Origin of the sequence: Salegentibacter agarivorans (assembly GCF_900113135.1) — a bacterium.
Taxonomy (GTDB): Bacteria; Bacteroidota; Bacteroidia; order Flavobacteriales; family Flavobacteriaceae; genus Salegentibacter; species Salegentibacter agarivorans.
The window spans coordinates 60174-76608 of record NZ_FOOH01000015.1; the positions used below are offsets into that span (position 1 = coordinate 60174).

A 16435-nucleotide genomic window follows, 5' to 3' on the forward strand; every position below is an offset into this window, starting at 1 on the left:
CCAGGCGCAGTTTTTATTTTTGTATCAATGAGCAATTTGCAACCCATAGGTATTTTTGATTCTGGTGTAGGGGGAACTTCCATTTGGAGAGAAATTCACGAGCTACTTCCCTTTGAAAAAACCATCTACCTCGCCGATAGTAAAAACGCTCCATACGGCGAAAAACCTATTGAAGATATTAAAAATTTAAGTCGAAAAAATACTGAAAAATTGCTGGAAATGGGCGCCAAAATTATTGTGGTTGCCTGCAACACCGCTACTACAAACGCCATTAAAGACCTTAGAAATGAATATGCATTTCCTTTTATAGGGATTGAACCGGCTATTAAACCCGCTGCACTAAATACCAAAACCAAAACTATAGGTATTTTGGCTACCCGTGGAACCTTAACCAGCACACTTTTCTCAAAAACATCAGATTTTTATGCCAGAAATATTAATGTGGTTGAAGTAGAAGGTCGCGGCCTGGTAGAACTTATTGAAGCAGGAGATTTAGATTCTCCCCAAATGAGAAGCCATTTACTCAGACTCCTGGAGCCGTTTTTAGTAAATAAAATAGATTACCTGGTGTTGGGTTGTAGTCACTATCCCTACCTTATTCCTATTTTAAAAGAATTAATGCCAAAAGATGTTATAATTATAGATTCGGGAGAAGCAGTGGCCAGACAAACAAAATCTATTCTTAACGAAAATAATTTATTAATAACGGAAGTGCCTTCTCAAAAACCTATCCCGGAATTTTTCAGCAATACCAATCCTAAAGTTCTGGAGAATTTAACTGAAGCTGAAAAAAATGGCTATAAAGTCTCTTACCTGGACTTTTAATTAATAGCGGGGCATTTACAATCCCAACGCCCTCTACTCTTTCCAAAATCGTAGCCAATGGTAATTTGATGAAAACCATTATTACTTAAAACCACCGAGTTAAACTGGTAGCTAAAAGTATAGCCAAACATAAAATTTTTGTAATCCAGGCCTACAAAAGGGGTAATATACCGCAGCTGCTGACTTTCAATTTCGTTACCATCCGTAGTATATTCGGCACCTTCAAAACTGTTTCTATAGGAAACCCCGCCCCATAGTTGCCCGAAATCAACTTCCCGATACACTTTCATATTTAAATCTATATTCATCTCGTTTGTAGCTTCCCGTAACTGATATAAAATTGAAGGCTCATAACTCCAATCATTATTATTATCAAAAACATAACCCGTAGAGAATAAATATTTACGCTGATTGCTGGGCACAGCATCAGAATAAAATAATTCACGTCTTACTGAAATTAAATTTTTTGCAGCCAGGTGTGCATAAAAATCTAAATAATAATAAGAGACTCCAATATCCATATTTCCGAAGATGTCAGAAACATTACTCCCACTTACAATAGGATCAAATTCGGTAAATCCACTTTGATCTAATCTATGCTGAACAATCCCGGCACTAATTCCAAAAGAAAGTTGATTCAGGTCCAGTTCACTTCTGGAAAAAAGTAAATGATAGGCTACGGTTCCATAAGCACCTATTTTAGAAAAATTCCCGTTTTGGTCGTTGAAAACAATTCCACCAATCCCAAGCTTATCTCCTACCCGGCCATTAACCGCAAGGGTTTGTAAGCTAGGTGCATTTTCTACGTCAAACCATTGCTGTCTGGCCGTAAGTCTAATTTGATTTCTATTAGCAGCACCGGCCATAGAAGGATGAAGAAGAAAAAGATTATCGGTTAAATAATCTGAGTATATAGGAATTACCTCCTGTGACTTCACCGACGAGCCGGTTAAAAAAACAAATAATATTAAGAAGATAAATTTAATAATTAAGCTAATTTGATTAGCTCTTAAAAAAACATTATAATCCCCACTAAATAAAGTTCTAATCCCCATAAGAAAGGTAAAGATATAGATTAACTAAGTTTTCTTTAGTACTTTTGCAAAAAAAATGATATGAGCAATTTCACCATAAATATACAAGCCACCAACAAACCGGGAATCATTAAATTTGAAACTAACAAATTTCTTACCCGGCACGAGAATCACGAGTTTAAAAATATTGATGAAGCATCCAAATCTCCTATAGCCCAGCAGTTATTTTATTTACCATTTGTAAAAACGGTTTATATCGCTCAAAATTTTATCGCGATAGAAAAATATGATATAGTGGAATGGGATGATGTACAGGAAGAAGTTGCCTCGCAAATAGAAGAATTTTTAAATAAAGGCGGTGTAGTTGTAAAAGAAGACACCAAGGACGCCAAGAATGTTCCGGTTACGGTTTATGCTGAAAGTACTCCCAACCCGGGCGTAATGAAGTTTGTAGCCAACAAAAAACTGGTTTTAAAAACTGCCGAGTTTAAAAATATTGATGAAGCTAAAGATGCGCCACTTGCGCAACAACTTTTTCATTTTCCATTTGTAAAAGCAGTATTTATAGATTCTAATTACGTTTCTATCCATAAGTATGATGTTGCACAATGGGAGGAAATCACCCTGGAGTTAAGAGAATTCATTACTAATTACCTACAGGATGGGAAAGAAGTTTTAAAAGCCGAAGCCTCGGTACCACAACAAACTGAAGCAGCGAGCCATCCGGCAAATCCAGAGGTAAGCCAGGAAATTAAAGATCTTGACGATACTTCTAAACAAGTTATCGCAATTCTTGATGAATATATTAAACCTGCGGTTGCCAGCGATGGTGGAAACATCCTTTTTGATTCTTATAATGCCGATAATAAAACCGTAAAAGTAATTCTTCAGGGAGCTTGTAGTGGTTGTCCTTCTTCTACAATGACGCTTAAAAGTGGAATTGAAACAATGCTAAGGGATATGCTACGCGGAAAAGTAGATTATGTAGAAGCAGTAAACGGATAATTCTTTAAACGTTAAAGCGTAGACTTCGCTTCCACATAAAATTCTCTGAATAACTGAATTAGATTAAGGGTAGACGAAATAAGGTCTTTAGACTCCAGTAAAAACCCAAAATAAAGTTTTGTGTTTTTAGGACTGCTTTCTGAAGTCCTTATTCGTGTGATCTGTTTCTCTATCATTTCTGAAACCATATCTAGCAACTGTTGCTTTTCAGCAAGAATATTGTCTAAGCGCTCAAAGTCGTGTTCATCAAAGGTGTATTTTATCTCTCCAAATAACTCCTGAAGTTTTCTATCAATCTTTTTCAAATCCCTAATCTGGTTAAATTTTAGGTTTTTGTGATTGTTATTTACGTGTTCAAAAGAGTTTCTGGTAATGTATCGGGTAGAGTTTACCATTTCCTGCAAATAATCCAGCAAATGAATATAAAATCGGCTTGCTTCAATTGAATCTTCGTCTAGCGATTTTATAAAGTAATAGATATTTCCTTTTAAATCATCTACTTCGCTTTCAAGCTCTCCAACTTTCTTATTATTCTTCTTTAGTTTTCCTAAATCGTGATAACCCAGGTTATCTACGGTTTTGGTATAGCGTTTACTAATCCCAGAAATTACCTGGGAGATATTTACAGAGCTTTCTGCAGTAATTTCGTTAATAGTAATTATATCGGTTCGTTTATACCTTTTCTGGCGCTTATCGGCTTTAGCTTTTTTAGCGTGAGAGAGTGTATTCTTAACGATAAAAAAAGCGGTTATAGAAACCAAGACGGCTATAGCAATTAAACCTCCATAATAAATTATTGCGGCAAAAATTGCAGCTCCTAAAAAAGCCACCAAAGCCGTAACAAACCAACCTCCAATTACATTTAAAACTCCCGCCACCCTGTAAACGGCACTTTCCTGGTTCCAGGCCCTATCGGCCAAAGAAGTACCCATGGCCACCATAAAGGTAACGTAAGTGGTAGAAAGCGGAAGTTGCCAATTAGTTCCCATGGAAATTAGAATACTGGCTACCACCAAATTCACCGAAGCCCTCACCAAATCGAATGCGGGTGGTGCTATTTCCCTGGGCTGATTTTTAGTCTTTGGAGTTTCAAACTGGTTATTTATCTGCTTTCTAACCTTCTGCGGAAGTACATCTGACACTGCAGCACCAAACATTATAGAATACCTAACAATGGTTCGGGATAAATAATTAGCTCCAAACGGTTCTGCCCCCTCATTTTGCCGGGAAAGCTTTACACCGGTATCTACCACGGCCCTTGCTTTTCCTGAAAACCACAAGGTAAGTACCATAACTCCCCCCGCAAAAATGAGGATTATCTCTGGTGTGGGAACGCTGCCGGCGAGATCACTCATTAATAATTGAGAAGCCGAAACTCCAGAAACGCTCCATATTTCGTAAGATTGCCAGGCTGCTATTGGCACCCCAATAAAATTCACCAAATCGTTTCCGGCGAAGGCCAGGGCCAGCGCAAACGTACCTACCATCACAATTATTTTAAGAATATTTACCCTAAAAAAACTAATAAGAATTTTAGAGAGCATAGTAAAACCAAGCAGACTAAAAATAATAATCTGTATTCGATTCTCATTTACATCGTCTACAAAGTGATCTGAAACAAAAGCCATACTGTTAAGGCCTTTTATGAGGATAAAATAGAAGATCGCGGCAAGAGAAACCCCTCCAAAAATAACCCCGGCAAACCTCAGTCTTTTTTCATATTTAAAAGAAAATACCAAACGTGAAAAATACTGCACTACAGCACCCGTAATAAAAGCAATAACTATGGCAATAAGAATTCCGAAAATAACTTCAGAAGCTTTTTCAACGTTTATAAAGTTTACCAGGTGCGAAATATCGTTAGTAGTGTTAAAAATTTTGATTAAGGCGACACTTACGGCTGCTCCTAATAATTCAAACATAATGGAAACCGTTGTAGATGTTGGCAAACCCATAGAATTGAAGAAATCCAACAGCAAAACATCAGTAATCATAACGGCCATAAATATGACCATGATCTCTTCAAAATAGAATTCTTGCGGAAGAAAAATTCCTTTTCTTGCTACCTCCATTAATCCACTGGAAAATATAGCGCCCACCGCCACACCAAGACTCGCAATAATAAGGATAGACCTAAGGGAAACCGCTTTAGAACCAATGGCAGAATTCAGGAAATTAATAGCATCGTTACTAACCCCAACCACCAAATCGGTGATGGCCAGAATAAATAAAATTCCCAGAATTATTAAATAAACATCCTGCATGCGAATAACTTCCTTTTAACCTGCAAAAATCAGTGATTTTTTCCTTATATCGTTTTTATGAAGGTTATTAAAACTTTAATTAATAATGTAAAGCTTAAATCATTCCGCAGAAATTTTAGAAGAAGTAGGCCCATAATTTACTGGTAATAACCCCTATTTTTTAGTTTCAATTTAGTTTTCGAAGAAATTAAGGCTATCTTTAGTTAATTGAATACTAACATTTTAAAACCAATCTATTATGTCTATTGTAAAAGTTATTGAGATCCTGGCAAATTCTACCGAAAGCTGGGAAGATGCCACAAAGAAAGCAGTGAAGCACGCCGCGAAAACTGTGAAAAATATAAAATCGGTTTATGTTAAAGAGCAAAGCGCACTTGTGAATGGAGAAAACATTACCGAATTTAGGGTTAATGTAAAAATCTCTTTTGAAGTCAATTAATTTTAGCTCAAGAAATTAGCAAGGCTCTCTGGGATTCCAGGGAGCTTTTTCATTTTAAAAAATAACCATGACCACACCAAAATTCACCAATAGCCTAATAAACGAGACCAGTCCCTACCTTTTACAACACGCACATAATCCCGTAAACTGGGAGGCCTGGAATTCCCAAACTTTAAAAAAAGCGCGAGAAGAAGATAAATTATTGCTTATTAGCGTAGGCTATTCTGCCTGCCATTGGTGTCACGTGATGGAGCACGAAAGTTTTGAAGATGAAAGTGTAGCCGAAATTATGAACCAGCATTTTATAAATATAAAAGTTGACCGCGAAGAACGTCCAGATATAGACCAGGTTTATATGAATGCGGTACAGGTAATGACCGGTGCCGGCGGTTGGCCTATGAATATTGTTGCCCTCCCCGACGGCAGGCCAGTTTGGGGCGGAACGTATTTTAGAAAAGAGCAATGGAAAGACGCTTTAAAACAACTTTCAGGACTTTACCAAACCAAGCCGGGGGATATGAAAGCATATGCTTCACGGCTTGAAGAAGGGCTGCAACAATTGCAACTCATAGAAATTCCTGAAGAAGAAACGCCGTTCAGCAAAGATTTTCTAAATGAAATTCTTGAAAAATGGCAAAATGGCTTCGATAAAAAAAATGGTGGTTCCCGCGGGGCACCAAAATTTATGCTTCCGGTAAACCAGAAATTTTTATTGCGTAGCGGCGTGCAGTTAGAAAATAAAGCCGTTTTGGAACATACTCTTCACAGCCTTAATAAAATCTCTTATGGCGGCGTTTTTGACCACATAGGCGGTGGATTTTCGCGTTACTCGGTAGATGAGCGATGGCACGTACCTCATTTTGAAAAAATGCTCTATGATAATGCCCAACTGGTAAGTTTATATAGCAAAGCCTATTCATTCACTAAAGATAATTGGTATAAAGAAGTAGTTTTTAAAACCCTAAATTTTATAGAGGAAGAACTTACCGATACTACAGGCGCTTTTTACTCGGCTTTAGATGCCGATAGTGAAAATGAAAACGGAAATAAAACCGAAGGCGCTTATTACGTTTGGAAAAAAGAGAACTTACAGGAACTTTTAAAAGAAGATTTTCCAATTTTTGAAGCTTATTATAATATAAATTCTTCCGGAAAATGGGAGGAGAATAATTATGTTCTTATCAGGTCTAAAAATGATGAAACCATAGCTGATGAATTTGATCTCAGTTTATCTGAACTGGAATCTAAAAAAGAAAATTGGACTAAAATTTTAAAAAAAGAACGTGATAAAAGAACAAAACCGGGATTAGATGATAAAAGCCTAACGTCCTGGAACGCTTTAATGCTTACCGGCTACGTAGACGCTTACAAAGCTTTTGGTAACCAGGAATTCTTAGAAAAAGCTCTTAAAAATGCTGAATTTCTTCAGGAATATCAGTTTAAAAAAGACTACAGGCTATGGCATAATTACAATAACGGAAAAAGTTCTATAAATGCTTATCTGGAAGATTATGTTTTTTGTACCGAGGCTTTTAAAAATTTATACGAAGTTACTTTTGATGAAAAATGGCTGGAAATTGCCGAAAAATTAACTGAGGTTTGTTTTGAAGATTTCCAAGATGAAAAAACCGGCTTATTCTATTTTACTTCTTCCAAAGATGAAGCGCTAATCACCAGAAATTATGAATTAAACGATAATGTAATGCCGGCTTCAAATTCCGTTATGGCTAAGAATTTATTTAAAATCTCTAAAATAACCGGAAACCGGGATTATTACAATTTAGCTGAAAAAATGCTTAAAACCGTTCAACCCCAAATAGAGACCCAGCCGCAATCCTACGCCAACTGGCTGAATTTAATGCTTAATTTCACTGGAAATTTTTATGAAGTCGCAATTACTAGCAAAAATGCACTGGGAATAAGAAAAGAACTTCAGGAAGAATACTTTCCGCATACTGTGTTTGCAGGAAGCCTCCGTGAATCAGAAGTAGAACTTTTAAAATCGAGATTTAAAAATAATAAAGATTTAATTTACATATGCAGTGATGGTAAATGCGATCTTCCTTTAAACTCCGTAGTAGAATCTATTAAAAAAATTAAACAATTTTAACAAAAATTAAACAATAAAGGTTCTGATAAATAAAATATTTATAGTCAATTTGTTGCTTGAAAAATAATTGATATAATGGATAAATTAAACGATTGGGGCGCCATCGCGAAAGAATACGCAGAAAAATTAATAGATTATCTGCCAACGTTATTAGGAGCACTTGCGCTGCTTATTATTGGGCTTTGGGTAATTGGTCTTATTGTTAAATACTTAGACAAATTATTTAAAAAGAAAAATTTTGATGAAACCTTAGAAATCTTCACTATAAATGCTGTAAAGTGGGGACTTCGCATCATTCTTTTTGTACTTTTTATTACCCAATTAGGTGTAGAAAGCGCATCTTTGGTTGCCGCAATTGGTGCGGCCGGTTTAGCCATTGGTCTTGCTATGCAGGGCTCGCTATCTAATCTCGCCGGCGGTGTACTTCTTATAATATTAAAACCCTTTAAAGTCGGTGACTGGATAGAAGTTCAAGGGGTTTCAGGTACTGTTGTAGAAATTTCCTTATTCTATACCAAATTAGACACTTTTGGAAATCAACGTGCAGTAATTCCAAACGGCGAATTAAGCAACGATAATATTATTAATTACAGTCATAATGGTACAAGAAGGGAAACCTTAAGTTTTGGAATTTCTTACGATGATGATTTGAAAAAGGCTAAGCAGGTACTTAGAGATCTTGTTGAAGAGCAGGAAGATGTGCTTAAAGACCCGCCACCACAAATTATTGTAGCTGAACTCGGTGCCGATTCTGTAAACTTTTCAGTTAGATATTTTGCCGAAAACAGTAAATTCTGGGATCTTCACTGGTATATGATTGAAGAAGGAAAAATTAGACTGGAAGAAGCCGGAATGACAATTCCTTATCCTCAGCGTGATGTTTACCTCTACGACCAAACTAAAATGAATGGTACGATAGAAAAGAAATCAGCACAAAAACAGGATAACAACAATTCGAATATCGCCGATTAGTTACCCGGCAATAAAGTCTTTTAAATAATAAGGTTCAAAATAAGCGACATCTTCGGTGTCGCTTATTTTGTATTTAGCTTCCGCCAAACTGCACATTTCCCGTGCAGAGGGTAATTTATCTGATATAAATTCAGCGTTAGCATGTTTACAAATCGCTTCAAACTTTTCTACACCGTTTCCTATAAATACCGTTTTATCTTTTTCGAGAAAATCAATAAAAGAATTTTCAGCTAAAACTTCAGCTTTGGTTTCTCTAATATTCTTCAAATTTTGATCAAAGACTGCTGAATAAACTTCCATTCTACGCGCATCTAACATCGGAATTATATATCCTTTCTCCAGTTTTACCTGCGCTGCTAAAGAAGCGAGCGTAGCGATAGAAATTAATGGAATATCTAATGAAAAACATAAGCCTTTGGCGGTAGAAACGCCAATTCTAAGTCCGGTGTAAGAACCCGGCCCTTTACTTACTGCTATGGCATCAAGATCTGTGACCGTTAAATTATTTTCTTTTAGAATTTCATCTATAAAAACGTGTAACTTCTCGGCGTGCGAATAATTGTTACTCTTATCTTCTTTAAGCGCAAGTTGAACGCCATCTTTTGAAAGTGCCACAGAGCAGTTTGTAGTAGCGGTTTCTAAGCAAAGTATTAATGCCAAATCTTCAAATTTTTCTTATTCCTATTTATTAGTCACCTCAACATCATCACCTTCTTTCAGGCTTTTTGTCACGGTATTATAAGGGCCGGTTATTACCGTCTCCCCTTCCTCCAGGCCTTCGGTAATTTCGATATTACTATCGTCCTGGATTCCAGTGGTAACTTTTCTAAGTTCGGCTTTTTCTCCTTCTTTTAGAAAAACCGCCTCATATTTTTGATCTTCATTTTTACCTGCCGTGGTATCATTTTTAATCACGATAGCACTAATAGGCACTCCAATTATATTGTCTTTTCTATTGGTAATTATATCTACAGTAGCTGTCATCCCCGGTCTAAATGGAGAATAATTCTCATCTTTTCCCGCTAAAAGCTCTTTGTAAGATTCTTCTATTATACGAACTTTAACTTTAAAATTAGTTACCTGGTCTGTAGTAAGAGCAGCATCAGCCGAGTTAGAAATTTCAGTAACAATTCCGCTGAATTCTTTTCCTAAATAGGCATCAACTTCAACAATTGTAGAATCTCCTACCTGTACTTTTACAATATCATTCTCGTTTACATCTACTTCCACTTCCATATTGGTTAGATTGGCCACCCTAAGAATTTCGGTACCGGCCATTTGCTGGGTTCCAACAACTCTTTCACCAAGTTCGGCATCAAGTTTTGAAATGGTTCCGCTCATAGGCGCGTAAATATTGGTACGTCCAAGGTTATCTGTAGCTTCTTTTACCGTAGCCGCTGTACTTTGCATATTGTAATAAGCAGATTCTTTATTGGCCTGTGCTACTTCATATTCTGAAACGATCCTGTCCCATTCTGCTTTAGAAATTACACCCTTTTCAAACAAGCTTTTGTTTCGGTTATAGTTAGCTTCAGCTTGTTTTAAACTTGCCTGGGCTTGCGAATAATTTGCTCTTGAAGTTTCTAATCCTGCCTGGGCTCGATTTACGTTAGATTGGTAAATATCTGGATTTACCCTCACCAATAGATCACCTTTTTCTACCGCCTGACCTTCAACCACGGGAAGTTCTATTATTTCTCCTGAAACTTCTGAAGAAAGTTTTACTTCAATTTCCGGTTGAATTTTTCCCGTAGCCGAAACTGTTTCTATAATATCTATAGGTTCTATTTTGGTTATTTCTACTTCTTTAAAATTGCCAGTTTTACCAAACCAACCGGCTTTTTTTCCTACTATAAGCAAGACAATAAGCGCGAGAGCAATTCCGATAATTATAAAAAGAGTCTTTTTCTTCATGGTTTAAAATTTAAGATCGGTCACCGGTACTCCAAAATATAATTCAAGTACTTTTAGTTTAAAAATGTAATCGTATTTAGTTCTTAGCACTTCACTTTGTGCATTTTCATATCTCAATTTTGCCTGGCTAAATTCAAAAGCATTAGAAATTCCCACATCAAAACGTTGTGTAGAATATTCAAAAGCCTGCTCTTGCGCGTTTGCTGCAACCAGGGCCGCTTCGTAAGCTTCAAAAGCTCCTTCGGCATCTACATAAGCCTGATAAACATTCGCTTCAAGATCTAATTCTGCCTGCTCCAATTCATATTCCGCACGCCTGGCATTTACCTGGCTTCTTCTTACCTGGTTCCTGGTGGCAAATCCGCTAAAAATTGGTACACTAACCTGAACCCCGTAAGTCATACCATCGTTGCGTTGTAATTGTTCAAAAAATGGCAGCGGGCTACCAATTGTAGTAAGCGTATTTGGTGCCACAACAATGTCACCGGTTTCTTCTACCACACCAATCTCGCGGGTAGGATCGTTAGGATCTATTTCTGCACCCACTATTCTTCCCTGTCCCGATTCCCTGGTATTATAGTTAAAGAAAGCTCCTACACTTGGGTAGTAAGCTCCTTTGGCAATCTCTACGTCTTTTTGAGCAAGTTCACGGTTTGCTTCAGCAATTTTAATTTCAGAACGTTCTTCTTTAGCCTGTTCTACTATATCCTCTACTGGATTATCTAGAATTTCGGTTCCAAAAATATTATAATCTCTTTCTACGATATCAAAATTCTCATAATCTTTAATAAGCAGGGTTTGAGCTAAACTTATAAGAGAAATTCTAATATTGTTTTGGGCCACAATTATTCGCTGTCTTTCATCGGCATTGGTAGCTTCAATTTCCAAAAGATCTCCCTGCGGTAAAGAACCGGCTTCTACGAGTTCCCTGGTTCTTTCCATTTGTTCCTGGGTAACTTCATTTTGCATTCTAAGAATTTCCAGGTTTTGCTTGTTAAAAAGCACCTGTAAATAAGAATCTGCTACAAACAACGTAATATCATCTTTCATCCTGTCTAGCGCATACTGGCTGGCAAGTTCAGATATCTTTGAACGTTGCAATTGTTTAAAGTTTCTTAGCCCATCAAAAAGGTTTAGACTTGCAGTTACTCCTGCAGAAAAGTTTCTGGTGGTTTGCGTTTGTAAAACTCCAGTAGTTACGTTTTGGGTAAGACCCGTATTCCAGGAATTTGTTGCAGATGCATTTATATTAGGCAGAAAATTACCAATTGCGTCTCTTCTACCAAGCTCTGCCAACTCCACATCGAGTTCGCTTTGTTTTACTGAAATATTATTTTCCAGGGCATAATTAACACACTCCTGGAGGGTCCACTTTTTGCCTTCCTGTGCTTTTACCACTAAAGCAGAAAATAAAAATATGATTAGTAAGCTGTATTTTTTCATAATAGGAATTGTAGTTGATGAGTCTATGAAATTCTAAACTTGTTACATTTTGAATTAAAAATCTAATTACCGGCAAACTCCGGACTAGGTTTTACAATATTCCAAACCTTAATTTTATCGTCTTTAGAAATGCCATTTATTACCTGAACCTGAATACCATCACTTATTCCTAATTCCAAATCCCGTCTTTCAAATTCCTGGTCTCCGGTTTGTACTTCTACAAAAGGCTTCTGGCTGTCTGGGTCAAATTGAACAAGTGCTTCTTTAATTGCTAAAACCTCGTCTGCCCGGTCTAAAATAATAGAGGCATTTGCACTTAAACCGGCACGAATAAAGGTAGTATCGGCTTTATCTAAAGTTCCTTTTATTTCAAACTGAATGGCTCCGTTTTCGTCTACACCTTTTGGTGCTATATAATCTAAAATGGCATTAAAAGTTTTATTTTCTATAGCACCCACAGTTACTTCAAGCGGTAAATCTTCTTTAATTTTCCCCACTTCACTTTCATCAACTTTTCCTTCAAAAATCATTTCGTTAACATCGGCAAGCGTGGCTAAGGTAGTACCATCGTTAAAGTTGTTACTTTCAATAACCTGGTTTCCTACTTTAACCGGAACATCCAGCACCATTCCATCTACAGTAGATCTTATAAGCGTGTTGGCTGCACTACCAATACCGCTTGTGGTACCGGTTTGAACAATTTCAAAATTCTGCTCGGCAGAGCGGAAGTTTTGCTGCATCCTTTTAAAATTAGCTTCAGCATTATCAAAATCGTTTTGAGAAATCACCCCTTTTTCAAACAAAGATTTCTGTCTTTCAAAGGTTTTCTTTTCATTTTCTAAATTGATCCTCGCTGTAGCTACGGCATCTTTCGCACTTTGTAATGAATTTACATTGGGAATCACCCTAATTTTGGCAATAAGGTCACCCGCCTTCACTTTCTCCCCGGCCTCAATATATATTTCATCTATAATTCCTGAAATATTCGGCTTTATTAGCACTTCTTCTTTCGGAACAATATTTCCCGTTGCCACCGTTTTCTTCACGATGGTTTCCATTGAAGCCTGCTCGGTTTCATAAACCGTAGGATCTTCCTGATTTTTTTGAAACAAATAGTATAACGCCCCTACAAAAACCACGGCGATCAATACTAAAATTGAGATGGTAACTGTTTTTTTCATTTTTTGATTGAATTTGTATTCTTTATTTTTTTCTAGTTATTCGGTTCTAAGAGCATCTACAGGCTTGATCTTAATTGCGTTTTGCGCCGGAATAAGCCCGGCCAGCAAGCCAGAGCAAATTAAAATCATTAAAGCAGTAAGTACCACTCCCAGATCTACACTTGGATTGGCAAACATCATTTCTGAAGTATCCATACCGCTTAAGGCATAATTTATTGCGGCAATAATTCCGGTGGCAAAAATAATCCCTGCCATTCCTGAAATTATGGTAAGAAAAATAGATTCCATTAAAATTTGCCCCCTAATAGACCAGGGTGTGGCGCCAAGTGCACGCCTAACCCCAATCTCGTTGGTTCTTTCTTTTACTACAATGAGCATAATATTGCTAATTCCAATTATCCCTGATAGCAGTACTAAAATCCCTACAAAATAAGCCACTGCTTTTAAGGCTATAAACAAACCGTTTATTTTGTTGAATTCTTCGTATAAATCAAAATTACCTACGGCTCTATCATCTTCAGGATGAATAGAATGCCTGCTCTTTATGAGATCTAAAACGCTGGATTTTAAGCTGGTAATAGAATTTTCATCTTCGGCAGTGATCGCCATCCAACCTACGGTATCTCCCATATTAAAAGCCTGGGAAAAAGCCGTAAAGGGCACATAAATTTCTTTCTGTGCTTCTTCTGAATTTCCACCTCCGCCACCTTTCTTTTTGTATGTGCCAATTACCATAAAATTTACACCATTAATTTTGAGATAAGTTCCCAGGACTTCTTCCTCCTTTTCGTACAATTCGCGCCTTACCCCTTCACCAATTATGGCAACTTTACGCTTTTCCTGAATATCCAGATAATTAATAAACCTTCCAGAAGTAACATCCATAGGCTCCTGCTGAATGATTTCGGGATAATCTCCATACACGTTAAAGGCACCGGTTTGTAAACCGCGAACCACATTGTTATTTCCACCAAATCCCCCTAACTGGTTCCTGGGAGATATAAACCTAAGTCCAGGTACATTTTCCCGCAAGGCTTCAACATCAGAAGTTTTAAAATTATAGCGCCTGCCTTTGGGAAGGCCTTTATAAGGTTTAGAAGCCGTTTGTGTCCACATAAACATAGTATTGGTAGCTATACCTCCAAAACCTTGTTTTACGCCATTTTCAAACCCTTTACCGGCAGCCAGTAAAATAACCAGGATGAAAATTCCCCACATTACCCCAAAAGCCGTAAGTAAAGTTCTAAACCAGTTAGCACTTAAGGCTTCAATTATCTCGTTCCATTTATCCCTGCTAAACATATTATTCGTCTCTTAATGCTACAATAGGTCTAATTCTCGCGGCTCTCCAAGCAGGGAAAAATCCGGCGATTGCACCGGCCAAAACCAGGATAAAAACGGTAGTAAGGGCTACATTGAAATTAACCGAAGGATTGGAAATATACTGGGTTTCTATAAGCGGACCCACAAACTCCAATAGTAACAAACTGGCAATTAAACCTATAAACCCAGCAATTGCGGTTACAAAAATAGATTCGTGAAGTACCATTCCAACTATAGAAAGTGGCTCGGCGCCGAGTGCTTTTCTAATTCCAATTTCCCTGGTTCTTTCTTTTACAATTATGAGCATAATATTACTTACACCAACAATTCCGGCTATAATAGTACAAATACCAACTCCCCAGAAAAAGAATTTTATCATATCCATAAGATCGAAGAAACGCTTGGCATTTTCCAGAGAGTTATTAATGCTAATGGCACTTTCATCGTCTGGCGCTATGGTGTGGGTTTCTTTTAACTGATTTTCTATAGCTTCAGAAAAACGAGTAGAAGCGGCCAGGGCTGCTTCAAAGTTTTCTGCAGGCTCTAAGGTAAAAGCCATATTTGCAATATTATTACCGCCTCCAAAAACACGTTGTGCGGTAGAAAGTGGCATAAAAACCCTACTTTCTTCTCTTTCCCCACCCGGATCGGTAAAAACACCTATTACTTTAAAATTTACTCCTGAAATTTGAACATACTCACCAATGGGATCTTTTTTGTCTTTAAAAAGATCGTTGCGTACTTTATCACCAACAACTACAACTTTTTCGAAATTTTGATGGTCTTTAAAATTTACAAATCTTCCTTCCACCATCCCACTGTTTTCCAGAAACTGATAATCTGGATAAACACCTTCTACACGATAGGAACCAGATTCTTTTCCAAAATTCACTATTCCATTCCAAATTCTGTAGATAGAAGATCTATATTCTAAATCGTCCTGATATTTAACAGCAGTGTAATTGAAGTCTTCATTTTTCATCTGAATTCTTCTCCCGGGATTCAGGCCTTTATATTCTTTAGATGTCACCCCGGTATAGACATACATTATATTGGCGGCATCTCTTTCAAACTCTTGCGCAATACCATTACGCATCCCTTCGCCAATTCCAAGAAGAACTACCAAAATAAAGATACCCGAAGCCACTGAAAGCCCGGTTAGAAACGTTCGTAATTTATTTTTACGAATTGTTTCAAAAATTTCTTCCCAACGTTCAAGATCAAACATTTTGTAGCGCTCTAACCTGGTTAACGGGGGTGTCCTGTATAATTCTACCGTCTTTTAAATTGACGATTCTTTTGGTCATTGCTGCAATATCGGGTTCGTGTGTTACAACAAGTATGGTGCGGCCTTCATCGTTAATTTCCTGAATTAAATTCATCACCTCGTAAGAGGTTTTTGAATCTAAGGCGCCCGTAGGTTCATCGGCTAAAAGTACTTTTGGATCGCTGGCAAGTGCTCGTGCAATTGCTACACGCTGCTTTTGCCCTCCAGAAAGTTCATTGGGTAAGTGCCCTGCCCAATCTGCAAGACCTACCTTTTCAAGGTAACTCATTGCCTTATCTATACGTTCACCACGTTTAATTCCCTGGTAATACAGCGGAAGCGCAACATTATCCAGAGCGTTTTTATAAGAAATAAGGTTGAAGGATTGAAATATGAAACCCAAAAATTTGTTACGGTACCGGGCCGCTATTTTTTCGTTTAGATTTTTTATAGGAACGCCATCTAAAGTGTAAGAGCCTCCATCGGCTTCATCTAGCATTCCTAAAATATTAAGTAAAGTAGATTTCCCAGACCCTGAAGATCCCATGATAGAAACGAGTTCCCCTTCAGCAACGCTAAAATTAATTCCTTTTAAAACGTGTAGTGAATTACTACCCATTTTATAGGATTTATGAAGATCTTTAATTTCTATCATCGT

General features: G+C 37.3%; 14 protein-coding genes. 5 read left to right on the forward strand and 9 right to left on the reverse strand.

Annotated elements, in window-relative coordinates:
• Positions 1–27: 27 nt before the first annotated feature.
• On the forward strand, positions 28–825 hold the full coding sequence (gene murI, locus BM084_RS12090; protein WP_075325678.1) for a glutamate racemase: 798 nt from the start codon (positions 28–30) through the stop codon (positions 823–825).
• On the opposite strand, the gene BM084_RS12095 is transcribed toward murI, so the two are convergent.
• Positions 822–1880, reverse strand: a complete 1059-nt coding sequence (locus BM084_RS12095; RefSeq protein WP_083634135.1) for a PorP/SprF family type IX secretion system membrane protein — start codon at positions 1878–1880, stop codon at positions 822–824. The genes murI and BM084_RS12095 overlap by 4 nt on opposite strands.
• Positions 1881–1940: 60 nt before the next feature.
• On the opposite strand from BM084_RS12095, the gene BM084_RS12100 reads away from it, so the two are divergent.
• Positions 1941–2864, forward strand: a complete 924-nt coding sequence (locus BM084_RS12100; protein ID WP_075325677.1) for a NifU family protein — start codon at positions 1941–1943, stop codon at positions 2862–2864.
• An 11-nt stretch (positions 2865–2875) separates the two neighbouring features.
• Here BM084_RS12100 and BM084_RS12105 read toward each other — a convergent pair whose 3' ends face one another.
• Positions 2876–5128 (reverse strand): inorganic phosphate transporter, encoded by a 2253-nt coding sequence (locus BM084_RS12105; protein ID WP_075325676.1) that lies wholly within the window; start codon positions 5126–5128, stop codon positions 2876–2878.
• A gap of 238 nt (positions 5129–5366) precedes the next feature.
• Between BM084_RS12105 and BM084_RS12110 the strand changes: the two genes are divergently transcribed.
• The 3 genes from BM084_RS12110 to BM084_RS12120 all read left to right on the forward strand — a co-directional run bounded on the left by BM084_RS12110 (position 5367) and on the right by BM084_RS12120 (position 8649).
• Positions 5367–5567, forward strand: a complete 201-nt coding sequence (locus BM084_RS12110) for a dodecin family protein (protein ID WP_075325675.1) — start codon at positions 5367–5369, stop codon at positions 5565–5567.
• Positions 5568–5634: 67 nt separating this feature from the next.
• Positions 5635–7677, forward strand: coding sequence for a thioredoxin domain-containing protein (locus tag BM084_RS12115; protein ID WP_075325674.1), 2043 nt, complete (start codon positions 5635–5637; stop codon positions 7675–7677).
• A gap of 75 nt (positions 7678–7752) precedes the next feature.
• Positions 7753–8649, forward strand: a complete 897-nt coding sequence (locus BM084_RS12120; protein ID WP_075325673.1) for a mechanosensitive ion channel family protein — start codon at positions 7753–7755, stop codon at positions 8647–8649.
• On the opposite strand, the gene tsaB is transcribed toward BM084_RS12120, so the two are convergent.
• The 7 genes from tsaB to BM084_RS12155 form a co-directional block, all read right to left on the reverse strand.
• Positions 8650–9309: a tRNA (adenosine(37)-N6)-threonylcarbamoyltransferase complex dimerization subunit type 1 TsaB gene (tsaB, locus tag BM084_RS12125; RefSeq protein WP_093305021.1), complete on the reverse strand. Its 660-nt coding sequence runs from the start codon at positions 9307–9309 to the stop codon at positions 8650–8652. It lies immediately after the preceding gene.
• A gap of 21 nt (positions 9310–9330) precedes the next feature.
• Entirely contained in the window at positions 9331–10563 is a 1233-nt protein-coding gene (locus tag BM084_RS12130) for an efflux RND transporter periplasmic adaptor subunit (protein WP_093305023.1), read from the reverse strand.
• 3 nt (positions 10564–10566) lie between these two features.
• A complete protein-coding gene (locus BM084_RS12135; protein WP_093305025.1) occupies positions 10567–12006 on the reverse strand; it encodes a TolC family protein in 1440 nt (479 codons plus the stop codon).
• Positions 12007–12068: 62 nt separating this feature from the next.
• Positions 12069–13187, reverse strand: a complete 1119-nt coding sequence (locus BM084_RS12140) for an efflux RND transporter periplasmic adaptor subunit (protein ID WP_075325669.1) — start codon at positions 13185–13187, stop codon at positions 12069–12071.
• Positions 13188–13223: 36 nt separating this feature from the next.
• The gene (locus BM084_RS12145; protein WP_075325668.1) at positions 13224–14489 is read right to left on the reverse strand and encodes an ABC transporter permease; all 1266 of its coding nucleotides are present in this window, start codon (positions 14487–14489) and stop codon (positions 13224–13226) included.
• Between the two features lies 1 nt (position 14490).
• The gene (locus BM084_RS12150) at positions 14491–15738 is read right to left on the reverse strand and encodes an ABC transporter permease (RefSeq protein WP_093305027.1); all 1248 of its coding nucleotides are present in this window, start codon (positions 15736–15738) and stop codon (positions 14491–14493) included.
• Complete coding sequence (locus BM084_RS12155) at positions 15731–16432, reverse strand: ABC transporter ATP-binding protein (protein WP_075325666.1); 702 nt, start codon at positions 16430–16432, stop codon at positions 15731–15733. Before BM084_RS12155 ends, BM084_RS12150 begins: the two co-directional genes overlap by 8 nt.
• Between the last annotated feature and the right edge of the window lie 3 nt (positions 16433–16435).